The sequence below is a fragment of the Candidatus Binatia bacterium genome (assembly GCA_026415395.1).
Classification (GTDB): domain Bacteria; phylum Desulfobacterota; class Binatia; order HRBIN30; family HRBIN30; genus HRBIN30.
Window position 1 is genome coordinate 23,622 of record JAOAHD010000016.1, and the last position, 23,762, is coordinate 47,383.

Below are 23,762 nucleotides of genomic sequence, written 5' to 3' on the forward strand. Positions count from 1 at the left end.
CTTGTCTAAGCCAACTCAGGCATTGCCGGGCACCAGCTAAGGGCTTGCCTCCACCTCCCGAACGCCAAACGCCCGGGGGTTCTCGCGGCACAATCCGGAACGCACGACAACCGTTGAGCGGCGCCAGTCCCTAAAGGCGGTTGCCCCACACGCAGGCAACGCCAGATAAACCTTCGCATCGCACGCGGTGGCGCTGAAGCAGCAGGTCAAAGCTGACAGCGCGTCGGCAGTACCGGAAATGGGCAACCCTCCAGCAATGCTCGGACTGCGAGCACCACCTCGTCAACGGTAATGGCCCCATCTCCACACAAGTCGCCGTTCGGGCAAGCGCTCAACGGGAAGGAGCCCAGGAGGATGTTGACCATGCGGACGATCTCGTACACCTGCACCTGCCCGTCAACATCGCAATCACCCGGGCACAAGGTGAGCACCACTGTCGGTGTCGGGGATGGGCTCGCTTCCGCTGGGCTAGGGCTCGGGCTAACGGTTTCCGTAGGGGTTGCCGTTGGGGTATCGGTCGGTGTTCCGGATGGCGAAGCACTCGGCGAGGCCGTCGGAGGTTCTGCCCCGGTCGTGGGCGACGGCGTTGCTGTGACCTCGGGCGTCACGGTAACGCCAGGCGATGCCGATGACGTGTGAGTCGCCGTCGGGCTGGCCGTCGGGGTCCAGGTCGGTGAGGCGGCCTCGGTCGGCGGAACAGTCTCCGTGGCGGTCGGCTCCGGCGTGAGCGTCTCGGTATGCGTCGCTGTGGCGCTGGGCGTATGCGAAGGCGTCGCGGTTTCCGTGGTTGTTGCGGTTGGCGTCTGGCTCGGCGTCGGGGCTTCTGTGGGAGTTTCCGAGGGCGACACGGTCGGCGACGGTGTGGCTGTAACCGCTGGCGTGTGAGTCAGGCTGAGTGTGGGCGTCGGCGTTCGGGTGACCGTCGGCGGCTTAGTATTCGTCGGCGTTGTCTCTCGGGTGGGACTCGGTGACGGTGTCAGCGATGGCTCAGGCGTCGCGGTCCGCGTGTGAGTCGCCGTTGGAGTAAAGCTCCGTGTAGGAGACTGGCTAGCGGTCGGCGTCACACTCCACGTAATCGTGGCCGTGGGGGACGCCGACGGCGGGAGCGTCGCTGTCCGTGTCGGTGTGTACGTCGGAGTGGGACTTGGCGTCCGCGTCGCCGTCGGAGTGAACGTCGCCGATGATGTGCTCGTCGGCGTGCGGCTAGGACTCGGCGTCGCAGTTGCCGAAGCTGGGCGCGTGCGAGTGACCGTGGGTGTAGCAGTTGTACTCGGCGTCGTCGTTAGCGTTGGTGAAAGCGTCGGGCTGCGGGTCGGGCTCGCTGTGGCTGTGGGGGTTGCACTTCGGGTGGCAGTGGAAGTGGCCGTCGGCGATGGCGTGGAGGTTGGCGTTCGAGTCCACGTGTAAGTTGCGGTCGAGCTCGTCGTGGGTGTCAGCGTCCAGGTGGACGTCGGCGATGGCGTGGGAGACCACGTCGCTGTGCTCGTCGGGCTTTGGGTCGGGCTTACCGTCGGGGTGGCGGAAGCTACTGGAGTGTCGGTCGTCGTGGGCGTGGCACTCAAGCTCGGTGTCGCTGTCGGTGTTGGCGACAGCGTGGGGGTGCGTGTGGGGCTCGCTGTGGCCGTGAGGGTTGCACTTCGGGTGGCAGTGGAAGTAGCCGTCGGCGATGGCGTGGAGGTTGGCGTTCGTGTTGGTGTGTGGGTTGGACTCGCACTCGGGGTTCGGGTCGGTGTCAAAGTGAACGTCGGCGTTGGCGTGGCGGTCGACGTCGGCGTCGAAGAGAACGTGCGCGTGGGCGTGTGAGATAGGGTCGCGGTCGGGCTCGGGGTCGGCGTGAACGTGAGGCTCGGAGTCGGCGAACGCGTTGGGCTCAGCGTCGGTGTGGGCGTGCGGCTCGGAGTGTGCGTCGAGGTAGCGGTCGCAGTGGCTGTCGCCGACGGCGTCGGTGTGGGCCCCACTTGCACCGACGAGCCTGACGTCACGCACGCGAACGAACCCCCGCCTTGTTTCTCCAGCAAACAAGGCGGAACAGTGCTTGTCCCACAGGTCACCTGAGCAAATGAAACCGAGGCTTGCCCGTTTCCGACACCGGTGAACGGGATGTCGACAATCTTCGTATTCGAAGCCGGTAAAGGGGACAGACAGGCAATGGCTATGCAAATTTTGCCTGCCTCCGAGCGGTTTCCCTGCGCTAGGCAATTTGGTGTCGTGAACGTCAGGTCGCTGTTCACCGTCAACAGCGACGGATTGTAAGCAATTCCAAAATTGTAGCCGATGATGTCGCTCGGGTCGTCAATGTAAACCGATATGGTCACTGTCGATCCCACCCCAACTGCGGTGTTTGGCGGTTGCAAACTCACGTTACGGGTTTGCGCCTGCAAGGGTGTGGAACCAACGGTCACCAGACAAACGAACAGCAGAAGCAGGGACAAGCGTCGTGTGCGCTTTGTTGAGTGGGCAGCGATGTAACCGCGTGGTTGTCCCATGCTCTGACCGTTGCGCAAAATTCGTTTCTTCCCAGCAGTTGTTTCTCACTTGTGCGGCCTTCGCAAGCGCTTTTCCTTCGTGCTTGCAGCCAACCGGTGAGCGCACAGCCACGGTCGGCGATCTCGATCGCGGACGCGCCACTGCCGATGGCGACCACGCACCTCGCTTACCCGAAGTACTGGGCCTGCGAAAGCGCGGCACGCAGCGACATACCCGCGAAACCCGGTTCCGGTGCAATCACAGCCGCTTTGGCCGCGGTCGACCGGCGATCACTCGAAGCTGCAGCCCCGTGGAGGCTGGTGCTCAATGACCGGCGCGACGCGTCCGCCCGAGTAGCCTAGCCAGAGCTGCCGCGAATGCCGCAATCATCAATACACCGGCCGGAGCACCGGGCGATGGGACCACAGGAATCGGTGGAGGCGTGCGCGTCGGCGTGCGGGTGCGCGTCGGTGTCGTGGTCGGTGTGGGAGTGGGAGTTGCAGTGGCCGTTGGGGTGAACGTTGGCGTTGGTGTGGAGGTCGGGGTCTCCGTAGGCGTGAATGTCGGCGTCGGTGTCGGCGTGCTCGTAGGCGTCGGCGTGTTCGTGGGTGTATTTGTGGGTGTATTCGTCGGCGTCGGCGTGGGGGTCGAGGTCGGGGTATTCGTGGGCGTATTCGTCGGAGTGTTGGTGCGCGTGTTTGTGGGCGTGTTCGTCGGGGTATGCGTGGGCGTGTTCGTGGGTGTGTTCGTGGGTGTGTTCGTCGGCGTGGAAGTCGGAGTATCGGTCGGTGTGTTCGTGGGCGTGGCCGTGGGCGTATCTGTGGGTGTCGCCGTTGGCGTGGGTGTCGGAGTGTGCGTCGGGGTATCGGTCGGCGTATTAGTTGGAGTCGGCGTGTCGGTCGGCGTATTAGTCGGCGTGAACGTGGGTGGTGGCGGAGGTGGAGCACTTTGGCTCTGGCCGTCCGCACTCACCACGCTCCCGGCACTACATTGCGGGTTATTCGTACCATCCGTGTCTACGCCGAATCCCGCCGCTCCGATGGTGAAACCAATGTTGGACAAACCGCTGTCGTAAACGAACACGATCGCCCGGCCAGCTGGCAAGCTGAACCCATCCGTGGGTGCCGATGCACACACGTTGGTATTCGTGGTCGGCGGCGCATCGCACGTGCCGTCGTTATTCGTGTCCAAGCCGAATCCATACGTCGTCACCAGCGAGCTCGTACAGCCAGCCGCTACGTTGGAGGCCGTACAAGCGCGCGGCACGTTCGCGTCTGCAGTCAAAATTGACACGAGGTTCACCACCGTCTCTGGGCCAATGCAGTCGGCTGGGTTGCGACAAATCTGCAAGCCTGTCGGACCAGAGCCAAACACCAGCCGACCACTCCCTCCGGGAGAGAACGAGACGGTAAGGGACGACGGGTTCAACACCGTCGTTCTCGAAATCTGCGTGTCAGGAAAGAGACTCTGGCCCGCTGATGGGTCCGCACCCACGACCGCTCGAGCAGCAGCCCCCTGTCCGCCGACCACGCCGGAGCAGGACACGAGCCCCTGGACCCCGCCGGCCAATGTCGTAATCCGAACCTCTTCTGCACCTGCTGCAAGGGGCCCAGGGGGAACTATGATCACCTGGTATACCGTGCCGTCCGCCGCACGTTGAGACGACCCTTGGTTAATTTGCGCCGCGGCATCACGAGCACCGACACTGAAAGCGAGCCACGCAACGAGCAAGATGGCAACGTTCCTGTGTGGAAGGAGGCCCACTAGATCCTGCGCTTTCACCACGCTGCCACCTTTCGAGAGCCAATCTATCGGTTTTCGTCTATTCCACCTGCGAACGCCTGATCGCCCGCCGCATCATCCATACGAGAGCTACCGCAAGGCCGCTGATCATCGCGACACCTGCCGGCGATGCCGGCGACGGAACCACAGGAATTGGCGGCGGGGTCGGCGACGGCGTGATCGTCGGTGTCAACGTGGGTGTGGGTGTTCGCGTCGGGGTCACGGTCGGCGTATTCGTCGGTGTCTGCGTCGGCGTCGACGTGAGTGTGTTCGTTGGCGTGTTTGTCGGAGTCCGTGTCGGTGTTTGCGTCGGGGTCGAGGTGGAGGTCGGCGTTAACGTAGGAGTCGAGGTCGGTGTCCGGGTAGGCGTAGACGTCGGTGTCGGCGTGTATGTTGGGGTGTTTGTCGGCGTTGGCGGAGGCGGTGGCGGAGCACTCGGGTTCTGCCCATCAGCCGTAATCACCGTGTTCGCGGAACAATTCGGGTTATTAATACCGTTCGTGTCGATGCCGAAACCGCCTGCACCCACGGCAAAGCCCGTGTTGGCCAGGTTTCCATCGTAAATAAACACAATGACCTGCCCCGGTTGCACAGTAAAACCATCGGTCGGCGACTCCCCGCACACAGTCCGGTTGGTGGTCGGCGAGCTTAAGCATTGCTTTGTATTCGAGTCCCGCGAGAGCCCGAAACCGAAGGTGTTAAAATTAACGCTCGAACAGAGGGCCGTGACCCCGGTTGCGATGCAAGCTTGAGGCACTGCGGTACCAGTCACCGAGCCACTGTAAACGGTATTTCCGTCGAGATCGAAAACGGCGGCATCTGGATTACCACCCGAACAATCGGCAGGATTCCTACAAATGTCGATACCACCAATGGTGAGTCGCCCTCCACCTCCAGCACTGAAAGAGACCGAGCTGACACTCGAGGGCGTAAGGACGTTGGTTCGTAAAACCGCAGCAAACGGGTGCAACGATCCGATGTTCGGGTCTACCCCTGCCACCGCCGCCGTGCTTTGCCCGGACGAACCGCCAGGGGAGGAACACGACTGAACCCCCGACGTAGACCCCGCAATGGTGGTAATTCGCATCTCATCCGCCCCAGCAGCCAAAGGCGGGGGTGGAACAACGAGCACCTCGTAAGCGGTACCGTCCGACGCCCGTTGGTTGAACGACAAACTAAATTGTGCATGAGCTTGTGCTCCCCACAACACGGCGACGAGCAACCCGAGCGAGCCGCCTCCCAAAGTCCGCCACCCACCGGCTACCCAATCTGCCATCCGTCCTCGTGCCATCCACAAACTCCTTTGACCGTTAGCGACGTTCTGCTCAAAGCCCAACTGGCCCCGCGTGAAATGCGACCCGACCCCTATCACGCTCTCCGAACAGATGTCAACCGCAAACTGGAGAGGAGCTGCCCATTCTCCCTGCGATTCTCATTAAGGTCGGGGCAGCTTTCCGCGCAGTTCCCGCGCGACGTCCTCCTTTTCGTCCGAGCACGGAACCAGTCCGACGGCGCCTCCGCGCGGGATCGGTTGGCCCTAAATTTTAGAGGTTGATTTGCCGGTGAATTTGCGGGATGAATTGCGAGCCCGCATTGCCCGTTACGCAGTGCTTCGGCGCGAGGAGTGGGACTGGAGGCGGCTGGGTATGCAGACCGGGCGGACCCAACGGTCCTCGGAAACTATGACAAACCGAGGGGGGACATGCCTGTTGGTAACAACTACGGCAAATTTTTGCCGGCGGGTTCGAACATTTTCGTCCGACGACCAAGAGGGAAACAGCAGCGTCCAATGGAGGGAATCTGGCACGGATTTGGCGCGTGGCTTTCGGTACTTACGACAAGGCACTCGATTCCTCAGTCTCTCCGCTGATGACCCCGCTCGCGCTGGTAAAGCTGAATGAACGATAAGCTCAACCGATTGCGTTTCCGATTGGCTCGATCCGACTCGACCGGCGTCGCGGCATGGCTGTGCGTTCCCACCGCGATGCTATTCCTCGCTGTAGCCCTCAGCACCACCTCTCTCGCCTTGCAATTGCCCCCGCTGGGCAACATCGACACCGTCGTCGGCGGGGGCGTGGGCGACGGTGGCTGGGGGTCGAACGCGATCGTCGACCCGCGCGGCATGGTCGTGTGTGGGCGCTCGCTCTTCATCGCTGATGGCCTCAACCACCGTGTGCGCAAAGTGGACCTCGACTCCCTGGTGATCCAGACAGTTGCGGGCACCGGAGAGCGTGGCTTTTCGGGCGATGGTGGCCCGGCAACCGCAGCAAAGCTCAATTTCCCCACCGATGTCGCTTGCGCTAAAGACGGAAGCTTGTTCGTGGCAGACACGTTCAACCACCGCATCCGCAAGATCTCGCGGGACGGGACAATCCTCACGGTGGTTGGGGACGGCCGCGCGTTCAGTAATGGGGACGGTGGGCCCGCGACCTCTGCCAGCGTAAACTCGCCGCGCGGTGTTGCCCTGGATTCCGCAGGAAACCTGTACGTCGCGGAAACGGACGGAAACCGCATCCGCAAGGTGGGAGCAAACGGCATCATCACCACTGTTGCGGGCACAGGCTCTTGGGGTTTTGGAGGCGACAATGGTCTCGCGACCCAAGCGAAACTCGCCAACCCGTGGCACGTCGCGGTCGATTGGGCCGGGAACCTATTCATCGCGGATTACGGCAATTCGCGCATTCGCCGCGTCGATGTTCAAGGGATCATCACAACCGTGGTCGGCGACGGCTGGCAGGCATTCTCCGGCGATGGCGGTCCGGCTTCGGGAGCGCGCATCTTCAACCCAGGGAAGCTGCTCTTCGATACCGCCAACAATCTGTACTTCACCGATGTCGGGAACAACCGCGTGCGCCGGCTCACTGCCGTTGGCGGGATCGTGACATCGGCCTCCATCATCGACACCGTCGCGGGCAATGGCGTTCGCGCTCCCTCCCCCGATGGCGGGCCCGCCACGCAAACGAGCTTCGCCATGCTCACGGGTTTGGCTTGGGATGGCGTGACCGGCTCCCTCTACGTTGGCCAGTATGCAACCAACCCGCCCAATCGAGAGAATCGTGCGCGAGCGGTGTTGGCCTCGGGCATGGTCGCTCCTTTCGTCGGGGGCGGGGTCGGCGACGGTGGCGCAGCGGAACACGCACTCATCGATCCCGCTGGGCTCGTGGTGCGCCCGCTGCTTACGACCTACGGCTTCGAGCTTTTCATCGCCGATGCCACCAACAATCGCGTGCGCGCCGTCAGTTCGGTTACCGGCACGATCACGACCGTTGCCGGCGATGGCAGCGCGTGCGTCACTGGTAGCTCCTGCGGCGACAATGGCCTGGCGGTTGCCGCCCAGCTCGACAGCCCGTTCGATGTCGATCTCGACGTGTTCGGCAACTTGTACATCGCCGAACTCGGCGGCCACCGCATCCGCAAAGTGGACGCAGCTACCGGCACGATCACCACCGTCGCCGGCACCGGCGGATTTGGTTACAACGGCGACAACATCCCGGCAACGCAAGCAACGTTAGCAAACCCGTACGCAGTTGCCGCCTCAGCCAGCGACGGTGCCCTCTACATTGCGGACTTCCAAAACAATCGCATCCGCAAGGTGGACCGCGGCATCATCACCACGGTGGCGGGGAACGGCAACTGGGGCAACCCAGCGGACGGTTCGGTTGCCGCGCAGTCTCCCCTCGGCGCCCCCACGGACGTGGCGATTGGGCCAGACGGCACCCTGTACTTTGTCGACCGTGGGAATAACATAGTGCGGCGCATTCGTGCTGGCTTGTTAGAGCGGGTGGCAGGTACGGGGTGGGCGGGATTTGCCGGTGACGGCGGACCCGCCACGCAAGCGCAACTTTCTGGGCCGACGCGGATTGCCTTCGACCAATACGGCGGCCTCCTGATTGCCGATGCGGGCAATTATCGGATCCGTCGGGTAGACATGTCTACAGGCATCATCACCACCGTGGCTGGCAATGGTGCCCCGATGAACTCAGGCGATGGGGGACCGGTACTGGCCGCAAGCCTCACGCGGGTCAGTGGTTTAGCGATCGACGACGAAGGGCATCTCTTCTTGTCGGTACCCGACGCGGCGCGGGTGCGCGTGGCAAGCTTGGACATCGCACCGCCGATTCCAGTGGCTACCGCGTCGCTCACTCCTAGCCCCACAGTGACGCTAGCACCAAGCTCAACGGGCACACCGACCGCAACCAGAGCGGCAACGAATACGCCGACATTCACCCCCTCACCGACAGCAACGGCAAGCCGTACGTTTACCCCTTCGAACTCGCCAACACCAAGCTTTACGCCGACCCCTACGGCGTCGCCCACAGTGACGGCAAGCTCCACCCGCACGGCGACGCCAACGGAGACCGCTACTCACACCCCAACACGCACTCCGACTTCCACAGCTACTGCGACCAACACGTTCACCGCAACGAACACACCCACACTGACTTTCACGCGCACACCGACCCTCACGCCCACCCAGACGGCCACCTGGACCGCCTCGCCGACGCCGACACAAACCTTCACCCCGACGAACACCCCCACCGCCACCCACACGTTCACTACGACACCGACGCGCACCTCCACACCCACGCGCACGGAGACGCGTACACCGACCCCGACCGCCACACCATCGAACACGCCGACTCAAACTGCAACCCATACGCCAACCAACACTCCGACGCCGAGCTTCACACCGACACCGTCACGAACACCGACGAACAGCTCTACTCCGACGCTATCCCCAACCCGCACCGCAACAAACACCGCGACGAGCACGAGGACGCCGACACCGACTCGAACCGCCACTCCGACCATGCCTCCGTCGCCCACATTCACGCTCACCCTAACTCCCACCCAGACGTTCACGTGGACGCCCACCCGCACGCCGTCATCCACGAGCACGCCGACCTTCACGCCGACTGCAACCGCAACGAGGACGGCAACGAATTCGCCCACCGCCACTCCCTCGTTCACACCGAGCCGCACCGTGACGGCCACGAACACGGGCACGCCTACGCGCACCGCAACACCGACCACCACGGCGAGCCCGACGCCAACCGCTACTCCAACAGCGAACGGAATTCGCCTGAGCGGAATGGTGACCTACTTCAACAGCGTTAACCCGCTGCCCGACGTGTTAGTCCGTGCCGACACCCGGGGAGGTATGCTCGAGGCCCGCACAGCAAGCGATGGCAGTTATCGAATCGAGCAAGTACCCCCGGGCTCCGTGAGTGTGGCGGCACTTCCGGATCAAAGTCACTCGCTGAACCCGCGGATCAGCACGGGAACCGCAGCGATTACAGCAGCAGATGCCGTGAAAGTCCTGCAAGCGGTGACCGGACTGCTTGCCCTGACGGATCTCGAGCAATCCGTCTGCGACGCTAACGGTAGCGGCTCGATCACGGCCAGCGATGCAGTGGCTATTCTCCAGTCCGTGGTCGGCGCAGCGCCTGAGGACTCATGTATCGGTACGTGGGCCGTGAAGCCCGATGCAGGTCTTCCGCCAATCGCCACTCCCACGCCCACCACAACCGGCTCTTGTGGGCCGCATCTGCAGGTATCTTTAGCCGACGCGCTCCAAGACGTGAGCGGAATTAACTTTGTCTCTGGAGTGGTCGGTGACTGCAACGGCAGTCTCGCTGGCAACAGCGGAGGACTCGTCGCCCACGCGCTGCGCGAAGACCCGACACGAACGGGCGCCGTTGTCGGCAGACCTCTTCGTCAACGCGGCGCCTGGCGAGTCCCAGTAGAAGTCCTGGCCTCGCGGCCTTGGAGCGCGGCCACGGTGCACATTCGCTTCGATGCCCGCCGCTTGCGCGGGATGCGCGTCTCCGTACCGAAAAGCACCGACGGTTCACTGACGGCTTATAGGGTCGGTAGCAATGAGGTGATGCTGGCGGTTGCCCGCCCGCACGCCCGGGCGGACCACAAGGTTCTCGCTTGGCTGCTTTTCGACCGGCGCGTTCGACCTGGCAGCGATGTATTGGCAATTCAGAACGTGCGAGTGGAGTAACTTTCTGCCGCTCTCAAGGCGGACGCAAAATCTTGCTTGAGTGCGGTGAGCCACGGTGGCATCGTCGATTCCAAAGCGCAGAGCTGTTGAATGCGTCCATGAGCCGGCTTCGTGACTGGTGTTTCTTGGTGATCCTCACGATCATCGCCTCGGCTGGCCAGCGGGCTCTGGCCAGCACCTTCGTACCCATGAACGATGAAGCGCTAGTGGCAAGCTCGGACGCGATTGTGCTTGGCCGCGTGGGCCAAATTCGCTCCCACCTCGATGCGGCGCACAGCGTCCGCACCGAGGTGAGCGTGGAGGTGTACGAAGTCCTCAAGGGCCAGGTGGGCGATCCGGTGCTGATGGTGTGGGTCCCCGGAGGTCAGGTCGGGGAGCACATCGAATGGATTTTCGGCGCTCCGCAGTTCCTGATGGGAGAAGAGGTTCTGTTGTTTCTCGTTCGCGACGTTCGGGGGCAGTGGCAAACAAATTCTCTCGCGTGGGGCAAATTCGGGGTTCGCCAGCAAAGCAATGGCACTTCTGTAATTGTGCGCGAGCTCGGGCTCGGCACTGCTCTCCTCGATCCGGGCGGCGGGCTTGCGTCGCCGGCAGCACGCGTGGAAGAGCTCTGGTCATTCCTCAACTACATCCGCGGACTCGTAGGCCCTTCCGCGCCACGCGGTGCGAGCGAAAGCGAGCCGACACCTGCTGCGACAGACAATAGCGGTGAATTCGAATATCACGCTGCCTTTACCCTCCTCGGGAGCCCACCGGCCCGCTGGCACGAGGCGGACACAGGAACTCCGGTGACGTATGTGAGCACGGCCGACAGCGCTCTTGGTCCCACTGCGTCCATGCAAGCCGTGAGCGACGCCTTGGCCGCGTGGAGCAGTGTGTCCGGAGCCTCCCTGGTGTTAGCCTATGGCGGCTTGATGAGCCCGACTCCGACACCGGCTCCGGGCTTCCCTACACCGACACCGCTCGGCTACGGCGGATGTGCTTTCAACCGAGTGATCTTCGATGACCCGCGCGGGGAGATCACGGATCCCAGCAATTGTAGCGGCACGTTGGCAATCGGCGGTTACTGCGCAAGCGGCTTTAACCAAGTCACCGTGAATGGCACCACCTTTGTTGGAATTACCGCCGGCAAAGTGGTGCTGAACAACGGGTGGTCCACGCAATGCCCCAGCTTCTGGACCCCTTGCCTGGTCGCCGAGGTCATCACCCATGAAATCGGCCACAGCATCGGATTCGGCCACTCCTCTGAAAACCCATCGGAGCCGAATTTCACATTGAAGGACGCCACCATGTACTACCGCGCACACAACGACGGGCGTTGCGCCCAAGTGCGCGTTGACGATGTGGCCGCGATGCAGTTCGTGTACCCATATTCTGGGCCCACGTTTACACCCACGGACACACGAACCCCTACCAATACCCCCTCGGTAACCCCCACGCCCACCATGACCTCCACCCGCTCGCCGACCAACAGCGCAACGCCCTCGCGCACTCCAACTGGCACCTTCACTCCGACTGCGACGAGAACTCCCACATCGACACTGACGTTCACCGCCACTCGCTCCGCGACACCAACACCAACCGCCTCCTTCACGGCAAGCCCCACGCTGACAGCAACGCTGACGGCGACTCACACGCCCACACCCACAATTTCCGCCACACCTACCGAGACCGCCACCGCGAGCAACACACCCACCCCGTCGATCACGGCCACCCCCACTCCGACCCCCCTGCCGAGCGACACGCCAACCACTACAGCCACGCCGACCGAAACTCTGTCTCCAACACGAACCCCTACGCCGTCCGCCACCGCCACACGGACAGCGAGTTTCACACCGACGCTCACGCCGACATTGTCCCCGACGGGCACGAGCACCGCGACGCGAACGACCACTCCGACGCACTCCCCTACGGGCACACCGACTGTAACACGCACGCCCACCGAGACCCCGACACCTACGGAAACCGCCTCCCCGACCCTCACAGCAACAGAAAGTCCGACGCCGCCTTTCTCGCCGACCGCCACCACAACTTCCACACCCTCCCCTATGACCACGCCATCCGCCACACCGTCTCTCACCCCCACCTTTTCAAGCACGCCCACACGCAGCCTTACTCCAACACCGACATTTACCTTCACTCGCAGCGCAACACCGTCCGCAACGCCCACACGCTCCCCGACCTCGACGGCAACCTTCTCCCCGACTCGGACTTCCACACCGTCTCCAACCCTGACACCCACTGCAAGCCCGTCGCGCACCGCAACCTCGTCAGCCACGCACACTGCCTCGCCCGCACCGTCCCCAACTCCCACCCCCGCGCCAACCAACTCGCTCACCGGCAGCGTGGTTTACCGCGAAACCTCCCAAGCTCTCAGCGGCGTGCAGGTGCGGTTTACCGACCCGGCCATCGACGCGCTCACGAACTCCAACGGCGAGTTTGTTCTCAGCTCCGTGCCGCTCGGCATTGGGCGGATCACGCCTTCGTATAGCGGTGCGGTGAACGGTGCCGTTACCGCCGCCGATGCCGTGGTCATCTTGCAAGCTCTTGTAGGCATGCAGTCGCTGAACGCCGCGGGAACCCTTGCCGCGGACGTGAACGCGTCGGGAGACGTTACCGCGGCTGACGCGGCCACAGTCCTGCAGTATGTGGTTGGCAGTATACCGGAGTTTCCTGCCGCGGCCAGGTGCGGCTCCCCGTGGCTCTTCTTGCCCGAACCGGATCCGGCGCCCAATCAACTGATCGTTACACCACAACCTGCAGCGAATCCTTGCGTCGCCGGTGCGATCGCGTACGAGCCGCTCAGCACGTCTGCTGCGGGGCAAAATTTCACCGGCATTCTCCTCGGGGACGTCAACGCCTCTTGGCAAGCTTCGGGACCGCTGATCGCGAAGCATACCGCCACGGCGCACCGAGGCCCGATGCGGCTCGTGCGTCGCAGCGGCCAAACGGTGGTCCGGATTCCATTTCGCATCGTACCGTCAAGGCCGTTCTCCGCACTCGAGGGTAGCCTGCGTTACGACCCGCGCACGATTCGCTCCGTGCGGGCTCGTCTCGTGGCTCGCGGTGGGAATGTTCTGGTGGCCCAATACGCCAGCGGCGGAGAGTTACGGGTGGCCGCGGCAAGTGCCGTCGCGATTGCCGAACCCAGCACCCTATGGGTCGACGTTCGCGGGGCCGCCGCAGTCCCGCGCGGAGCGCTTCGGATCGAGTGGATTCACGTCGAGTGAGCGCGGGCTGGTGACTTGTGGCCCCGTTGATGGCCGTTGGCCTGTGAGAATCGCCGCGCCCGACCGGCAATCGAGAGGAGTTGGCGAAAATGGATCCCAGCCCAAATCATGAAGGGGACAACTTGAGTGTCCACATACATCGCCAGGTCGGTGAGCAAGGCCAAGCGGTAGCGAAACCGAGCGCTATAGGCCTGCGGGTCGATTCTCGTTGCATACCCAAACTCGATTGCCAAAACGACGTCGAGCACTTGCCACAGCAGCAATAGCAAGAGCGCCACACTGAGCCGTTTGCTCTTTGCGTTCCAGGACGGAGCGGGCGTCGCGATCATCAAGGCGAGGAGCAGTACCGTGTTTGCGTGGATCCACTCCGCAGCAATGCTCGGCGGGTTGCCTGGAATTTGGTAGCCGCGCGGCCAAAAGAACAACGTCGTGCCCGACGACCACACGCTCGTAGGCCGATCGACGATGCTTACCACCAATTCGGCAAACACCGCCAACCCTGCTGTGTATGCCGAGCCAATCAGGAGCCAAAAGACAAAGAAGCCCAAGAAAGCCAGGAGTATGCGGCCCAAGAATTTGAGTGGCTCAACGGCCAGCGACATGCACGAACCGCTGCGCCCAGTACAGCCACGTTGCCACGGCGACGACAATAATCATCGCCTGCGCCAAGTAGACGTGGGTGTAATGGAAGTATGGGTTGGCGAACAACCCGACGAGAAAAAGCCCGACGACCCGCAGCACGTTGAGTGCGTGGATCACCACCGCTCCAAGCACCAGCCCAACGCACCGCGAAACCCAACTGGCCGGGTAAGCGAGCACAGCCGCACTGTAAATCGCGGTCGGCACCACTCCGGAACACGCCTCTGTCACATCCACGGCAAAGCCGTTCGCGCTTAAACGCGTGCCCTCGACCGACAGCGTAAAGCCCAACAATGAGCCTAAGACACGCAAGAAAATCGCGCTGGCCCAGGTGGCGAACTGCGCCATCCATGCCGCGACGTTCAGCCGATCCGCAAGCGGCGCGTAGTCGGTGGCAAAAAATACCAGCAGGATCACCGCCAAAAACGTTCCGACCACGCGGATCACCAGCCATTGCTCTCGCAGCCAGCGCCACAACATCGACACCGCGAACGCTCCTTCGTTTGGTGGGCGGCAATGTCGCCGCTCCCTCCGAGGCTGTCAAGCGCAGATCGTTCGCGCACTGCGGCTCACCCGCGCTTGGCAAAGCGGGCTCACCCCGGCCATCCGCCCTGTACGTTGACATTCCCTAGGTTCGGCACGTATGAACCGCGCGCATGTTGGCGTGGGCTCGATCGCTCGCCCGAGCAGCACTTGGGCTGGTCGAAGCAGGAGCGTGGTTGGTGGCACTGCTGGTGTTGGTGAGCGTGTTCGTCTGCTGGCACACGCTTCAGGCGCCGGACCTCCGCGTGATGCGTCAAGTTTTGGCGCGGGTTCAGACCCTGGTCGCCAATCAGACCACCGAGGCACTTTCGCTGCACGCTCGCGTCGAGGCGGACCGACGCGAAATCGTCGCCGCCGCAACCCTGCGCATACGGCAGACTTCCAACACCCCCGCGGCTCCACTGTATTTCCTTCTCGATCCCGGACTGCGAGTCCAACACGTCACAATCGAGTCCCCCGAGCGGAATCAAATCCCCGTGCACTGGGTGCAAATCGGCCCGCTAGTACAAATCTTCCCGCCACGGATGAGCGCGGCGGAGCAACGCGTGCGGATCCGCTACGCTGGCCAGCCATTGCTCCATCCGGCGGACTGCAGGATCGACGCCACGGAAGTTCTCCTGCCCCCGGATTGCCTTTGGTACCCCATGGACGGGCAGAGCTTTTTCTCACTCGAAGCGAGCATCGAGTTGCCTGCGAATTGGGAGCGCATCGATAGCGCGGGGACGGCGGAGACCTACTGGAGAGGTCTCTACCGGGAGCATCGCTGGGAAACGCACCGTGCCGTGGCCGGATTTAGCCTCGTCGCAGGAGCGTATCGCTATCACGAACGATGGGCGGGCGAGGTGCGTCTCCGCGTGTACGTGCCCGCACACGATCCTTTGGATCCCGCAGCACTCCTCGACACGATGGAGAGTGCTTACGGAGCACTGACGAGTCGCCTCGGTCCCAGCGGTTTTCCAGTGCTCAGTCTGTTCGTTCACCCTGCGCTGAATCGTGCTTTTCACGATGGAGCGGGCTCGATGGGGATTCCGCGTCGTTCCCTCGCCAGTGAAGACGGCGGTTTCGCGCTGGTCGCTCACGAGCTGGCGCATTCGTGGTGGGGCGCAACCGTTACCGGAGGTTGGTTGCGCGCAGGCACGGGCGCGCAATGGATTATCGAAGGATTCGCGGAAGCGAGCAGCCTTCTGGCTACCGAGTCCGTTTATGGGCGCGACGCGCTCGTCAAGCGGCTCCTCGGCGAGTTCTACGATCCTCAACAGCAACAGGCACTGGTCGAAATGACCGTGCTGGACAACGCCCTGCCGGAGGCGCACGCGCGGGAGACCATCTACCGCAAGGGTGCGTATGTGCTGTGGATGCTCCGCCGCATCGTCGGCGATAATGCCTTCTTCTCCGGGCTCACCGAGCTGGTGCACAGCTACGCCCAAAAGGAAGCCGGAGTTGCAGAGGTGCAAGAAATTTTCGAACGGGCGAGCGGCCAAGACCTGAGCGCGTTCTTCGACGATTTTGTGCGTGGGCGAGCAACGCTGGATTTCTCGCTAGATCCGGCTTCTCCGGGAACGTTGTCGCTTACCAACGTGGGCACCGCCAAATGGCAACACCCAGTAACGGTAATCATTCGCGCCCCCGACAGCGCAGCAACACGCGAGCTCGAGGTGATTCCCCCGGCCGAGATTCCCATCGGGGCAGCGAATGCCGAAGTGCTCGTCGATCCTTACTTGCATTGGGCGGATGTGACACGAGAGAACAATCGCTATCCGCGCAGGGAGGAGCCATTGTCGGTCACCGCCAGCGACCGCGGCATCTTGGTGGTTAGTGGCGAAGGGTTCCCGTGGTCGAAAACCCGTGTGCGCCTCGAACCCACGGCTGGGGAAGTCAAGGAGTGGGAGTTCCCTCGCGGCTTGCTAGGACCCCCGCGGGTGGACGGGGAGCACGGCTGGTTTGTGCTGAACGTTGCCGCGTCGCATGGGGACACGGGCAAGGTCGTGGTGGTAGAGGCCGACGGCAGCCGACGCGAAGTTGGAGCGGGCCGTGCTCCCGTGCCGGCCGACGGCGGCGCAATTTTAGTTGCCGCTGGCAACCGGGTGGTGCGCTATGGCCCCTCCGGCCGCGCACGAACGTTGCTTCGCCTTCCCAACGAACGAGTGGAGATGATCGTTCCTCTTGCGTCGGCCGGGCACTTTGCCCTGGTGACGACTGATAAATTTTTCAGCAACCTTCTCGTGCAGCGCGACGCAACGGCGCGGGTAGAGACCGTGTTCCGTTGGGAGAGGTCTCCACAATTCGTCGTCTGGCGAGCCGCTGACGAGTCTTTCTTCGTCAGCATACCCAACGGCTGGGTGTGGGAAGTTTGGCAGCTTTCTCCGGACGTACCCCCGGCTCGGCCGCTCGTTCAAGGCGCCGTGCTGCTTAGCGATCTGGCTTTAAGCCCCGAGGGCAATCTGCTCGCCTTTGTTGCAGCACCGGCACGAAGATACCCGCGCACGCAGCGACAGGTCTTTGTGCTCGACCTGAGCGAACGGCGGGTGCAGCACTGGTCGGACCCGGACCTCGACTTCACACAAGTTGCCTGGGCGGCAGACAATGCCTTGCTCGCCATTGCTCGGCGCATCCCACCGGATCGCCCGTTGCTCTACCCGTGGTCCCGTACGATCGTGCGGCTACGAGTTGGCCAGGATGGGCTCGCCCTCGAAGCCAGCCCCTAGCCAATCGACGGAGCGCCGCGGGAAAGTCAAGAAGTGCGGAGCTGCGCAGCCCGAAACGGTGAAGGAAAGAGTAGGCCTTTAAAAAAGGATCGCGCAGTCGGCTTCGATTCCGACCAACGGAAACATAATTGCCCATCACCCGCCTTCGCGCGTGTGCACCAAGTGGCGCGGCGAGGGAGGCAGGTTCAGCACTTCAGTACGGAAAAGCTCTACCATGTAATCAACCACGTTCCGCATCGACACCACTCCGGCGGGCCGGCCGGCTTCGTCCACCAGGGGGACATGCCGAAACCCACCCACCGTCATCAAGTTCAAGGCAAAGCTCACACGATCCTCGGGCGACAGCGTTTCCGGTTCAGGCGTCATAAATTGATCCACGGGTTCCCGGTCGAGATCGATAGGCTTCCCCACGACTTTAGTCAGCACATCCCTCTCCGTGAAAATTCCACATAAGCGGCCGCCGTCCTCCACCAATACACAGCCAACTCCGGAAGCGTTCATGCGTCCGATCGCTTCGCGCAGCGTCGCCTCCCTCGGCAGGCACACGGCCGGCTTCAATGTCGACAACTCCCGAATCGGCAACCCCAGAATTTGCGCGCCCAGCCGCGCAGCCTCCGCTTCGCGTTCCGCCTGGATTTCTTCTTCTTCAGCGAAGATTTCATCCAACATGGCTGTTCTCCTCGGGTAAACGATCTTATGCCTACCACGGGCGGCGGCCGCAAGAAACACAGCAAAGCGGCAGCTTCCCTACGGGCAAAGTATGAAAAAGCCGCCCTGTCGCCACCAGGCGGTGGCGCTCCCAGGAGAAAAAGGAGGTGACAGTTCCGCCTCGATCCCCTACTGGTGCCGAGTTTTCATGACCGTTGGGCTTCGCTACCCAGAGCGGTCATGTACGCAGCTTCACTCGAGCGGCGCGTGGAGCAAGCCCCAGAAAGCTCCGGCGTGCGAACCGCAGGCAAGTTCTTTTTCCGGGGCGACGAGAAACTTTATCTGCGCGGTGTCACCTATGGTCCATTTGCCCCGCACGACGGCACGTTTTTTCCCCCTCGCGAGACCGTCGTGCGCGATCTGGCGTTGATGCGCGACCTGGGCGCCAATTGCCTGCGCACATTCACTCCGCCACCTGCTTGGTTTCTGGACTTGGCCGCCGAACACGGAATCATGGTACTCGCGGGCATCCCGTGGACCGAGCACGTTTGTTTTCTCGACCATTCGGACGTCACCAAGGGCATCCGTACTGACGTCACCGCCGCCATCCGGGCCCTGGGCCGGCATCCGGCCGTATTTGGCATTCTCATCGGCAACGAAATCCCTCCCGATATCGTGCGTTGGCACGGCCCCCGGCGGATTGCTGACTTCCTGCGCGGCCTTTTTGCGATAGCCAAAGAGGAAATGCCTGATGCCCTCGTGAGCTATGCGAATTTCCCGCCGACCGAGTACTTGGAGCTGGATTTCATCGATTTTGTTGCCTTCAACGTGTACCTGCACCGCGAGGGCGACTTTCGCCGCTACGTGTCGCGTTTGCAGAATTTGGCGGGCGAGAAGCCCCTGGTGCTGACCGAATTTGGCGTCGACTCTTTACGAGAGGGTGAAGACCGGCAGGCAGAAATCCTCGCTTGGCAAGTGCGCGCCGCATTCGAATGCGGCGTGGCCGGGACGTTCGTGTTTTCTTGGACGGACGATTGGTTCACCGGCGGTTTTCAAGTGGAGGACTGGGCCTTCGGATTGGTCGACCGCACTCGCCACCGCAAGCCGGCGTTCGCGAGTGTCCAGCGGCTGTACCGCGGCGTACTCCCTCCTCCTCTAGCCCAGCCGCCGAAAATCTCAGTGATCATTTGCGCTTACAATGCGGAGCGGACAATGGATGCCTGCTTGGCTGCGCTCCGCAAGCTGCGGTATCCGGACTACGAGGTCATCGTCGTCAACGACGGTTCGACCGACCGCACCGAGGCCATCGCGAAGAGATATCCCGAGTTTCGGCTGATTTCGCAACCAAACAAAGGACTCAGTGTCGCTCGCAACGTCGGTCTCGAAGCTGCCCGCGGGGAGATCGTTGCCTACACCGACTCCGACTGTGTGGTCGATCCCGACTGGCTCACCTACCTCGCCTACAAATTCGTTTCCTCCGACTTTGCCGGCGTCGGTGGACCGAACCTGCCACCGCCGGAAGATTCAGCCATTGCTGCTTACGTGGCGGCGGCCCCCGGAGGCCCCACCCATGTACTCATCGATGACGAAGTGGCGGAGCACATTCCCGGCTGCAACATGGCGTTCCGCAAGGAGGCGTTGGAGAAGATCGGCGGTTTCGATCCTGTCCACCGTGCTGCGGGGGACGACGTCGATGTGTGTTGGCGCCTACAAGACGCAGGGTATCGCATTGGGTTCAGTGCGGCGGCTCAAGTTTGGCATTTTCGCCGCAACACGGTGCGCGCTTACCTCAAGCAGCAGATGGGCTACGGGCAAGCAGAAGCACAACTCTACTTCAAACATCCCTTTCGGTTCAACATGCTCGGTCAGTCGCAATGGATTGGGCGGATTTACGGAGATATCGGTCTGCCGGTGCTTTCCTCTCGCCCGATCATCTACTACGGCGTGTTCGGGCGAGGGCTGTTTCAGACTCTGTATGAAACGCCGTCCTCGTTGCTTGCGTTTCTTCCCTTCACCTTGGAGTGGAACCTGATTGGCGTCGTACTCTTGTGCGGCGCTGTCATTGCCGGGCGGTGGCGCGTTGCTGCTGCTTTGCCGTTGCTGGTTCCGGCCGGAATCGCCCTAATCCGAGCCTGGCGGGCCAAAATCGACCCGCGCTTCGACCACTGGCGGGGACGCCTGCTGGTGGCCGCGCTCATTTATTTCGGCCCATTGGTCCGCAGTGTCCACCGGTACCTCCACCGCATCCAAGGGCAAAACGGTGCCTCGCGAATCCAGTTCACCGGCGTACCCCAACAGCCGGAAGTGCATTGGCGTCAGCGCCAGTTCTTATTGCGCTTTTGGAGTGAGACCGGAACCGAAAAGGAGCATTTCCTCCAGGCGCTGATCGATTTTCTAACGCCGCGCAAATACCTCGTGGCGATCGATCAGGGATGGAGCGACTACGACATCAGCGTCCACCGTGGCTTGTGGTCGCGGGTGGACGTTACTGTCGCTGCCGAGAACCACGGGGGAACCAAACGGCTCCTCCGTACGCGGAATCGAGTGCGCCCTTCGTGGTTCGTTCGTTCCCTGTCCACAGCACTGCTGATTGTGGCTGTGCTTGCATTGGTGAGCGGGCTTCGCGAGGTCGGGGAACTGGCATTGTTGCTCCTCGCCATCTCCGTGGGTGTGACTGGCGTGGAAGCGCTCCGCCTCGGGCAAACCGTGTGGCATGCGCAAGAAATCGTGGCCCAGCAACTGCATCTCTTCAGCGATGACAGCGTCGCGTCCACCCGCAGGTAGGCAAAACCCTCCACGGGTGTTGCCTTTTGTGCTCCGTTCCCTCGCCCCATACAAAGGGCGCTTCGTAGTGGGCTTGGCGCAAGTTGCATTGATCACCGCCCTGGAATTGGCCAAGCCTTGGCCGCTCAAGATCGCAATTGACTATGTGCTCCCCAACCAACCTCCTCCGTGGCTGCCTGCCAGCATCGGTCGGCAACACACCTTGCTCCTCATTGCCACGGTGGGCCTTGTGGCGATTTATGGACTCCTGGGAGCCGTTCAGGTGTGGAACAACTACACCACCATCGCCATCGGCCAAAGCATGGTCGCCGACCTACGGAGCAAGATGTACGAACACTTGCAGCGTCTCTCGCTGTCCTTTCACACCCGCGCCTCCGTGGGCGACCTCATTTACCGGGTGACCAGCGACACCTACGCGATCCAGACCCTCGCAATGAACGGCGTGTTCCCAGTGCTAGCCTCGGCGTGTTTGCTGACCGGAATGTTCGCAGTGCTCGTGCAGATGGACTGGCTGCTCACCCTCATGGCGGCAGGGGTCTGTCCGGCTCTCGTGGCGGTGCTGTTCCTGATGGAACGCAAGCTCACCGACACTGCGCGCGAGGCACGCGAGCGAGAGAGCGAAGTGTACGAGCATGTGCACCGGACGATGTCGGCCGTGAAAGTGGTGCAAGCGTTCAGCAAAGAGGCAGAGGAGCACGCCGACTTTACGCACCGGAGTGCAGCCAGTCTGCGCGCCCACCTCCGCCTTTACCTTTGGCAAACGGCCTTCGGCGCCTCGACCGGCCTGTTGCTCGCGGCTGGAAGCGCGGCGGTGTTGTGGTTTGGTGCCCAACGGGTATGGACCGCAGGGCTAAGCGCGGGCGACCTCGTGGTGTTCCTCAACTACCTGGCTTCTTTGTACTCTCCGTTGCACGCCATCTTTGCCACATACGGCTCCGTCCAGGGAGCCAGGGCAGGTCTGCGTCGGGTGCTCGAGCTGCTCGCGACGACACCCGAGGTGCAAGACGGCCATCGCGTTCTGAGCTGGAAGCCGGCTGGTCGCGTTCGTTTCGAGCACGTCAGCTTTGCCTATGAGCCAACAAAACCGGCGCTGGTCGACATCGATTTCGAAGTGGAGCCCGGGCAAGTGGTGGCAATTGTCGGGCCCACGGGCGCTGGCAAAAGCACCTTGGTCAGTCTTGTTCCGCGGTTCTACGACCCAGGTGAAGGGCGAGTTCTCCTCGATGACGTGGACGTGCGCGAGTTTACCCTCCATTCGTTGCGACAAGTGGTCACCATGGTCTTGCAGCCCCCCATCGTGTTCCCGGTTTCCGTGCGGGAGAACATCGCCTACGGGCGCCCCGATGCGTCGACAGCGGAAATTGAGCGCGCCGCAAAGCTCGCACAGGCCCACGCCTTCATCGAACGCCTGCCGCAGGGATACGACACGACTCTCGGCAGCCAGGGTGCGACGCTGTCCGAGGGTGAGAAGCAGCGCTTGACCATTGCCCGCGCGTTGCTTCGCGACGCGCCAATTCTCATCCTCGACGAACCGACCTCGTCGGTCGATCTTGCCACCGAGGCTGCCATTATCGAGGCATTGCGCGCGGCGATGCGCGGAAAAACAACCTTTGTCATTGCCCACCGGCTGCCCACGGTGCAGCAAGCCGACCTCATCCTTGTGCTCGACCGTGGCCACATTGTGGAGCGCGGTACCTTCGAGGAGCTGCTCGCGAGGCGGGGATTCTTTCACCACTTGTATTCCCACGGGCTTGTTGCACCGCCCCCAGAAACCAGGGTATGAGAGTTGTCGTTACCGGGCTGATCGCCACTTACCCGCTCGGCGGGGTTAGTTGGGACTACTTGGCGTACGTTCGGGGATTTCAAGCCTTGGGGTGCGATGTCCTATATCTCGAGGACACAGGGCAGTGGTTTTACGACCCGCGCGCGAGCACCTTCACACCTGATCCGTCGTTCAATGCCCGCTATCTCGAACAGGCCCTCGATCACTCCCGGCTAAACCGCCCGCCGCGCTGGGCTTTGCGGTCCCCCGATGGTCTGTACCACGGCAGCACGCAAGAAGCGGTGGCGGCATTTTGTGCGAATGCCGACCTTTTCCTCAACGTTTCCGGCGCTTGCTGGCTACGAGACTGGTATCGCGGTGCGCGCTGCGTTGCGTACCTGGATACCGACCCGGGCTATACGCAGGCGAAGCTTTGGGCGGTGGAGCAGGGCGTGGCCACGGAGGACCAACAATTTTCCGTCGGCCTGATTCGGCAACACACGCATTTCTTTACATTGGCGGAAAACATGGGGGCCGATGACTGCTTGTTGCCACGTTGCGGGCTCGAGTGGCGCCGCACACGACAACCGATTTATTTGGCAGATTGGCCGGTGCGCTACACCCCCAAGGCTCGTTGGTACAGCACGGTGATGTCGTGGAAAATTGACATCCGCCCGCCAACCTTTGGCGGAGTGCGCTACGGTGACAAGGACGTCGAGTTCCTCAAATTTGTCGACCTCCCCCAGCGCACCTCCGTGCAGCTCCGCGTCGCCCTTTCGGGAGCGGCCCCGCGCGATCAGTTGGTGCAGCACGGATGGGCACTGGTTGACGGTTACCGTTGCTCACGAGACATGCGCGTTTACCAGAGGTTCTTGCAACGCTCCCGCGGGGAGTGGAGCGTTGCGAAGAACGCCTATGTTGCAACCAGAAGTGGCTGGTTTGCCACCCGCAGTGCGTCCTACCTGGCCAGCGGAAAACCAGTTGTTTTGCAGGACACCGGATTCTCCCGCTACTTGCCAGTGGGGAACGGGTTGTTTGCGTTTCGCGACTTGGAAGAGGCGGTCGCTGCGTTCGAGCAAATCGAGTCAGCCTATCGCCACCACTGCGATGCCGCACGGGCCTTAGCCGAGCAGCACTTCGCGGCAGAGCGGGTGCTGACAAAGCTGTTGGCCGACTGCGGCTTGGCCTGAGGA

The 23,762-nt window shown here is 62.4% G+C and carries 13 protein-coding genes and 2 pseudogenes; 8 read left to right on the forward strand and 7 right to left on the reverse strand.

What is annotated here, in order from left to right:
• Positions 1–206: 206 nt before the first annotated feature.
• Positions 207–365, reverse strand: coding sequence for a hypothetical protein (locus tag N3C12_11845; protein ID MCX8073127.1), 159 nt, complete (start codon positions 363–365; stop codon positions 207–209).
• Here N3C12_11845 and N3C12_11850 point away from each other — a divergent pair.
• Together N3C12_11850 and N3C12_11855 are read left to right on the forward strand one after the other, a co-directional pair.
• On the forward strand, positions 364–639 hold the full coding sequence (locus N3C12_11850) for a hypothetical protein (protein MCX8073128.1): 276 nt from the start codon (positions 364–366) through the stop codon (positions 637–639). The two genes, N3C12_11845 and N3C12_11850, sit on opposite strands and share 2 nt — an antisense overlap.
• A gap of 66 nt (positions 640–705) precedes the next feature.
• Positions 706–885 (forward strand): hypothetical protein, encoded by a 180-nt coding sequence (locus N3C12_11855; protein ID MCX8073129.1) that lies wholly within the window; start codon positions 706–708, stop codon positions 883–885.
• A 318-nt stretch (positions 886–1,203) separates the two neighbouring features.
• On the opposite strand, the gene N3C12_11860 is transcribed toward N3C12_11855, so the two are convergent.
• The 3 genes and pseudogenes from N3C12_11860 to N3C12_11870 all read right to left on the reverse strand — a co-directional run bounded on the left by N3C12_11860 (position 1,204) and on the right by N3C12_11870 (position 4,663).
• The gene (locus N3C12_11860) at positions 1,204–1,986 is read right to left on the reverse strand and encodes a hypothetical protein (GenBank protein ID MCX8073130.1); all 783 of its coding nucleotides are present in this window, start codon (positions 1,984–1,986) and stop codon (positions 1,204–1,206) included.
• A 912-nt stretch (positions 1,987–2,898) separates the two neighbouring features.
• A pseudogene (locus tag N3C12_11865) lies at positions 2,899–3,393 on the reverse strand (hypothetical protein).
• 1,015 nt (positions 3,394–4,408) lie between these two features.
• A pseudogene (locus tag N3C12_11870) lies at positions 4,409–4,663 on the reverse strand (hypothetical protein).
• A 1,482-nt stretch (positions 4,664–6,145) separates the two neighbouring features.
• Between N3C12_11870 and N3C12_11875 the strand changes: the two are divergent.
• Positions 6,146–10,258 carry a hypothetical protein gene (locus N3C12_11875; GenBank protein ID MCX8073131.1) on the forward strand — a complete coding sequence of 1,371 codons (4,113 nt, stop codon included), beginning with the start codon at positions 6,146–6,148 and terminating at the stop codon, positions 10,256–10,258.
• A 98-nt stretch (positions 10,259–10,356) separates the two neighbouring features.
• Complete coding sequence (locus N3C12_11880) at positions 10,357–13,488, forward strand: dockerin type I domain-containing protein (protein ID MCX8073132.1); 3,132 nt, start codon at positions 10,357–10,359, stop codon at positions 13,486–13,488.
• Here the strand turns inward: N3C12_11880 and N3C12_11885 are convergent.
• Both N3C12_11885 and N3C12_11890 read right to left on the reverse strand, forming a co-directional pair.
• Positions 13,476–14,090: a hypothetical protein gene (locus N3C12_11885; protein MCX8073133.1), complete on the reverse strand. Its 615-nt coding sequence runs from the start codon at positions 14,088–14,090 to the stop codon at positions 13,476–13,478. The two genes, N3C12_11880 and N3C12_11885, sit on opposite strands and share 13 nt — an antisense overlap.
• The gene (locus tag N3C12_11890) at positions 14,074–14,607 is read right to left on the reverse strand and encodes an archaeosortase/exosortase family protein (GenBank protein ID MCX8073134.1); all 534 of its coding nucleotides are present in this window, start codon (positions 14,605–14,607) and stop codon (positions 14,074–14,076) included. Before N3C12_11890 ends, N3C12_11885 begins: the two co-directional genes overlap by 17 nt.
• A 176-nt stretch (positions 14,608–14,783) precedes the next feature.
• On the opposite strand from N3C12_11890, the gene N3C12_11895 reads away from it, so the two are divergent.
• The gene (locus N3C12_11895; GenBank protein ID MCX8073135.1) at positions 14,784–17,375 is read left to right on the forward strand and encodes a M1 family aminopeptidase; all 2,592 of its coding nucleotides are present in this window, start codon (positions 14,784–14,786) and stop codon (positions 17,373–17,375) included.
• A 135-nt stretch (positions 17,376–17,510) separates the two neighbouring features.
• On the opposite strand, the gene N3C12_11900 is transcribed toward N3C12_11895, so the two are convergent.
• The gene (locus tag N3C12_11900; GenBank protein ID MCX8073136.1) at positions 17,511–18,044 is read right to left on the reverse strand and encodes a CBS domain-containing protein; all 534 of its coding nucleotides are present in this window, start codon (positions 18,042–18,044) and stop codon (positions 17,511–17,513) included.
• Between the two features lie 219 nt (positions 18,045–18,263).
• Between N3C12_11900 and N3C12_11905 the strand changes: the two genes are divergently transcribed.
• The 3 genes from N3C12_11905 to N3C12_11915 are packed head-to-tail and all read left to right on the forward strand — an operon-like array spanning position 18,264 to position 23,759.
• Positions 18,264–20,807: a glycosyltransferase gene (locus N3C12_11905; GenBank protein MCX8073137.1), complete on the forward strand. Its 2,544-nt coding sequence runs from the start codon at positions 18,264–18,266 to the stop codon at positions 20,805–20,807.
• A 28-nt stretch (positions 20,808–20,835) separates the two neighbouring features.
• A complete protein-coding gene (locus N3C12_11910) occupies positions 20,836–22,590 on the forward strand; it encodes an ABC transporter ATP-binding protein/permease (protein ID MCX8073138.1) in 1,755 nt (584 codons plus the stop codon).
• Positions 22,587–23,759: a glycosyltransferase family 1 protein gene (locus N3C12_11915; GenBank protein ID MCX8073139.1), complete on the forward strand. Its 1,173-nt coding sequence runs from the start codon at positions 22,587–22,589 to the stop codon at positions 23,757–23,759. Before N3C12_11910 ends, N3C12_11915 begins: the two co-directional genes overlap by 4 nt.
• Positions 23,760–23,762: the final 3 nt, after the last annotated feature.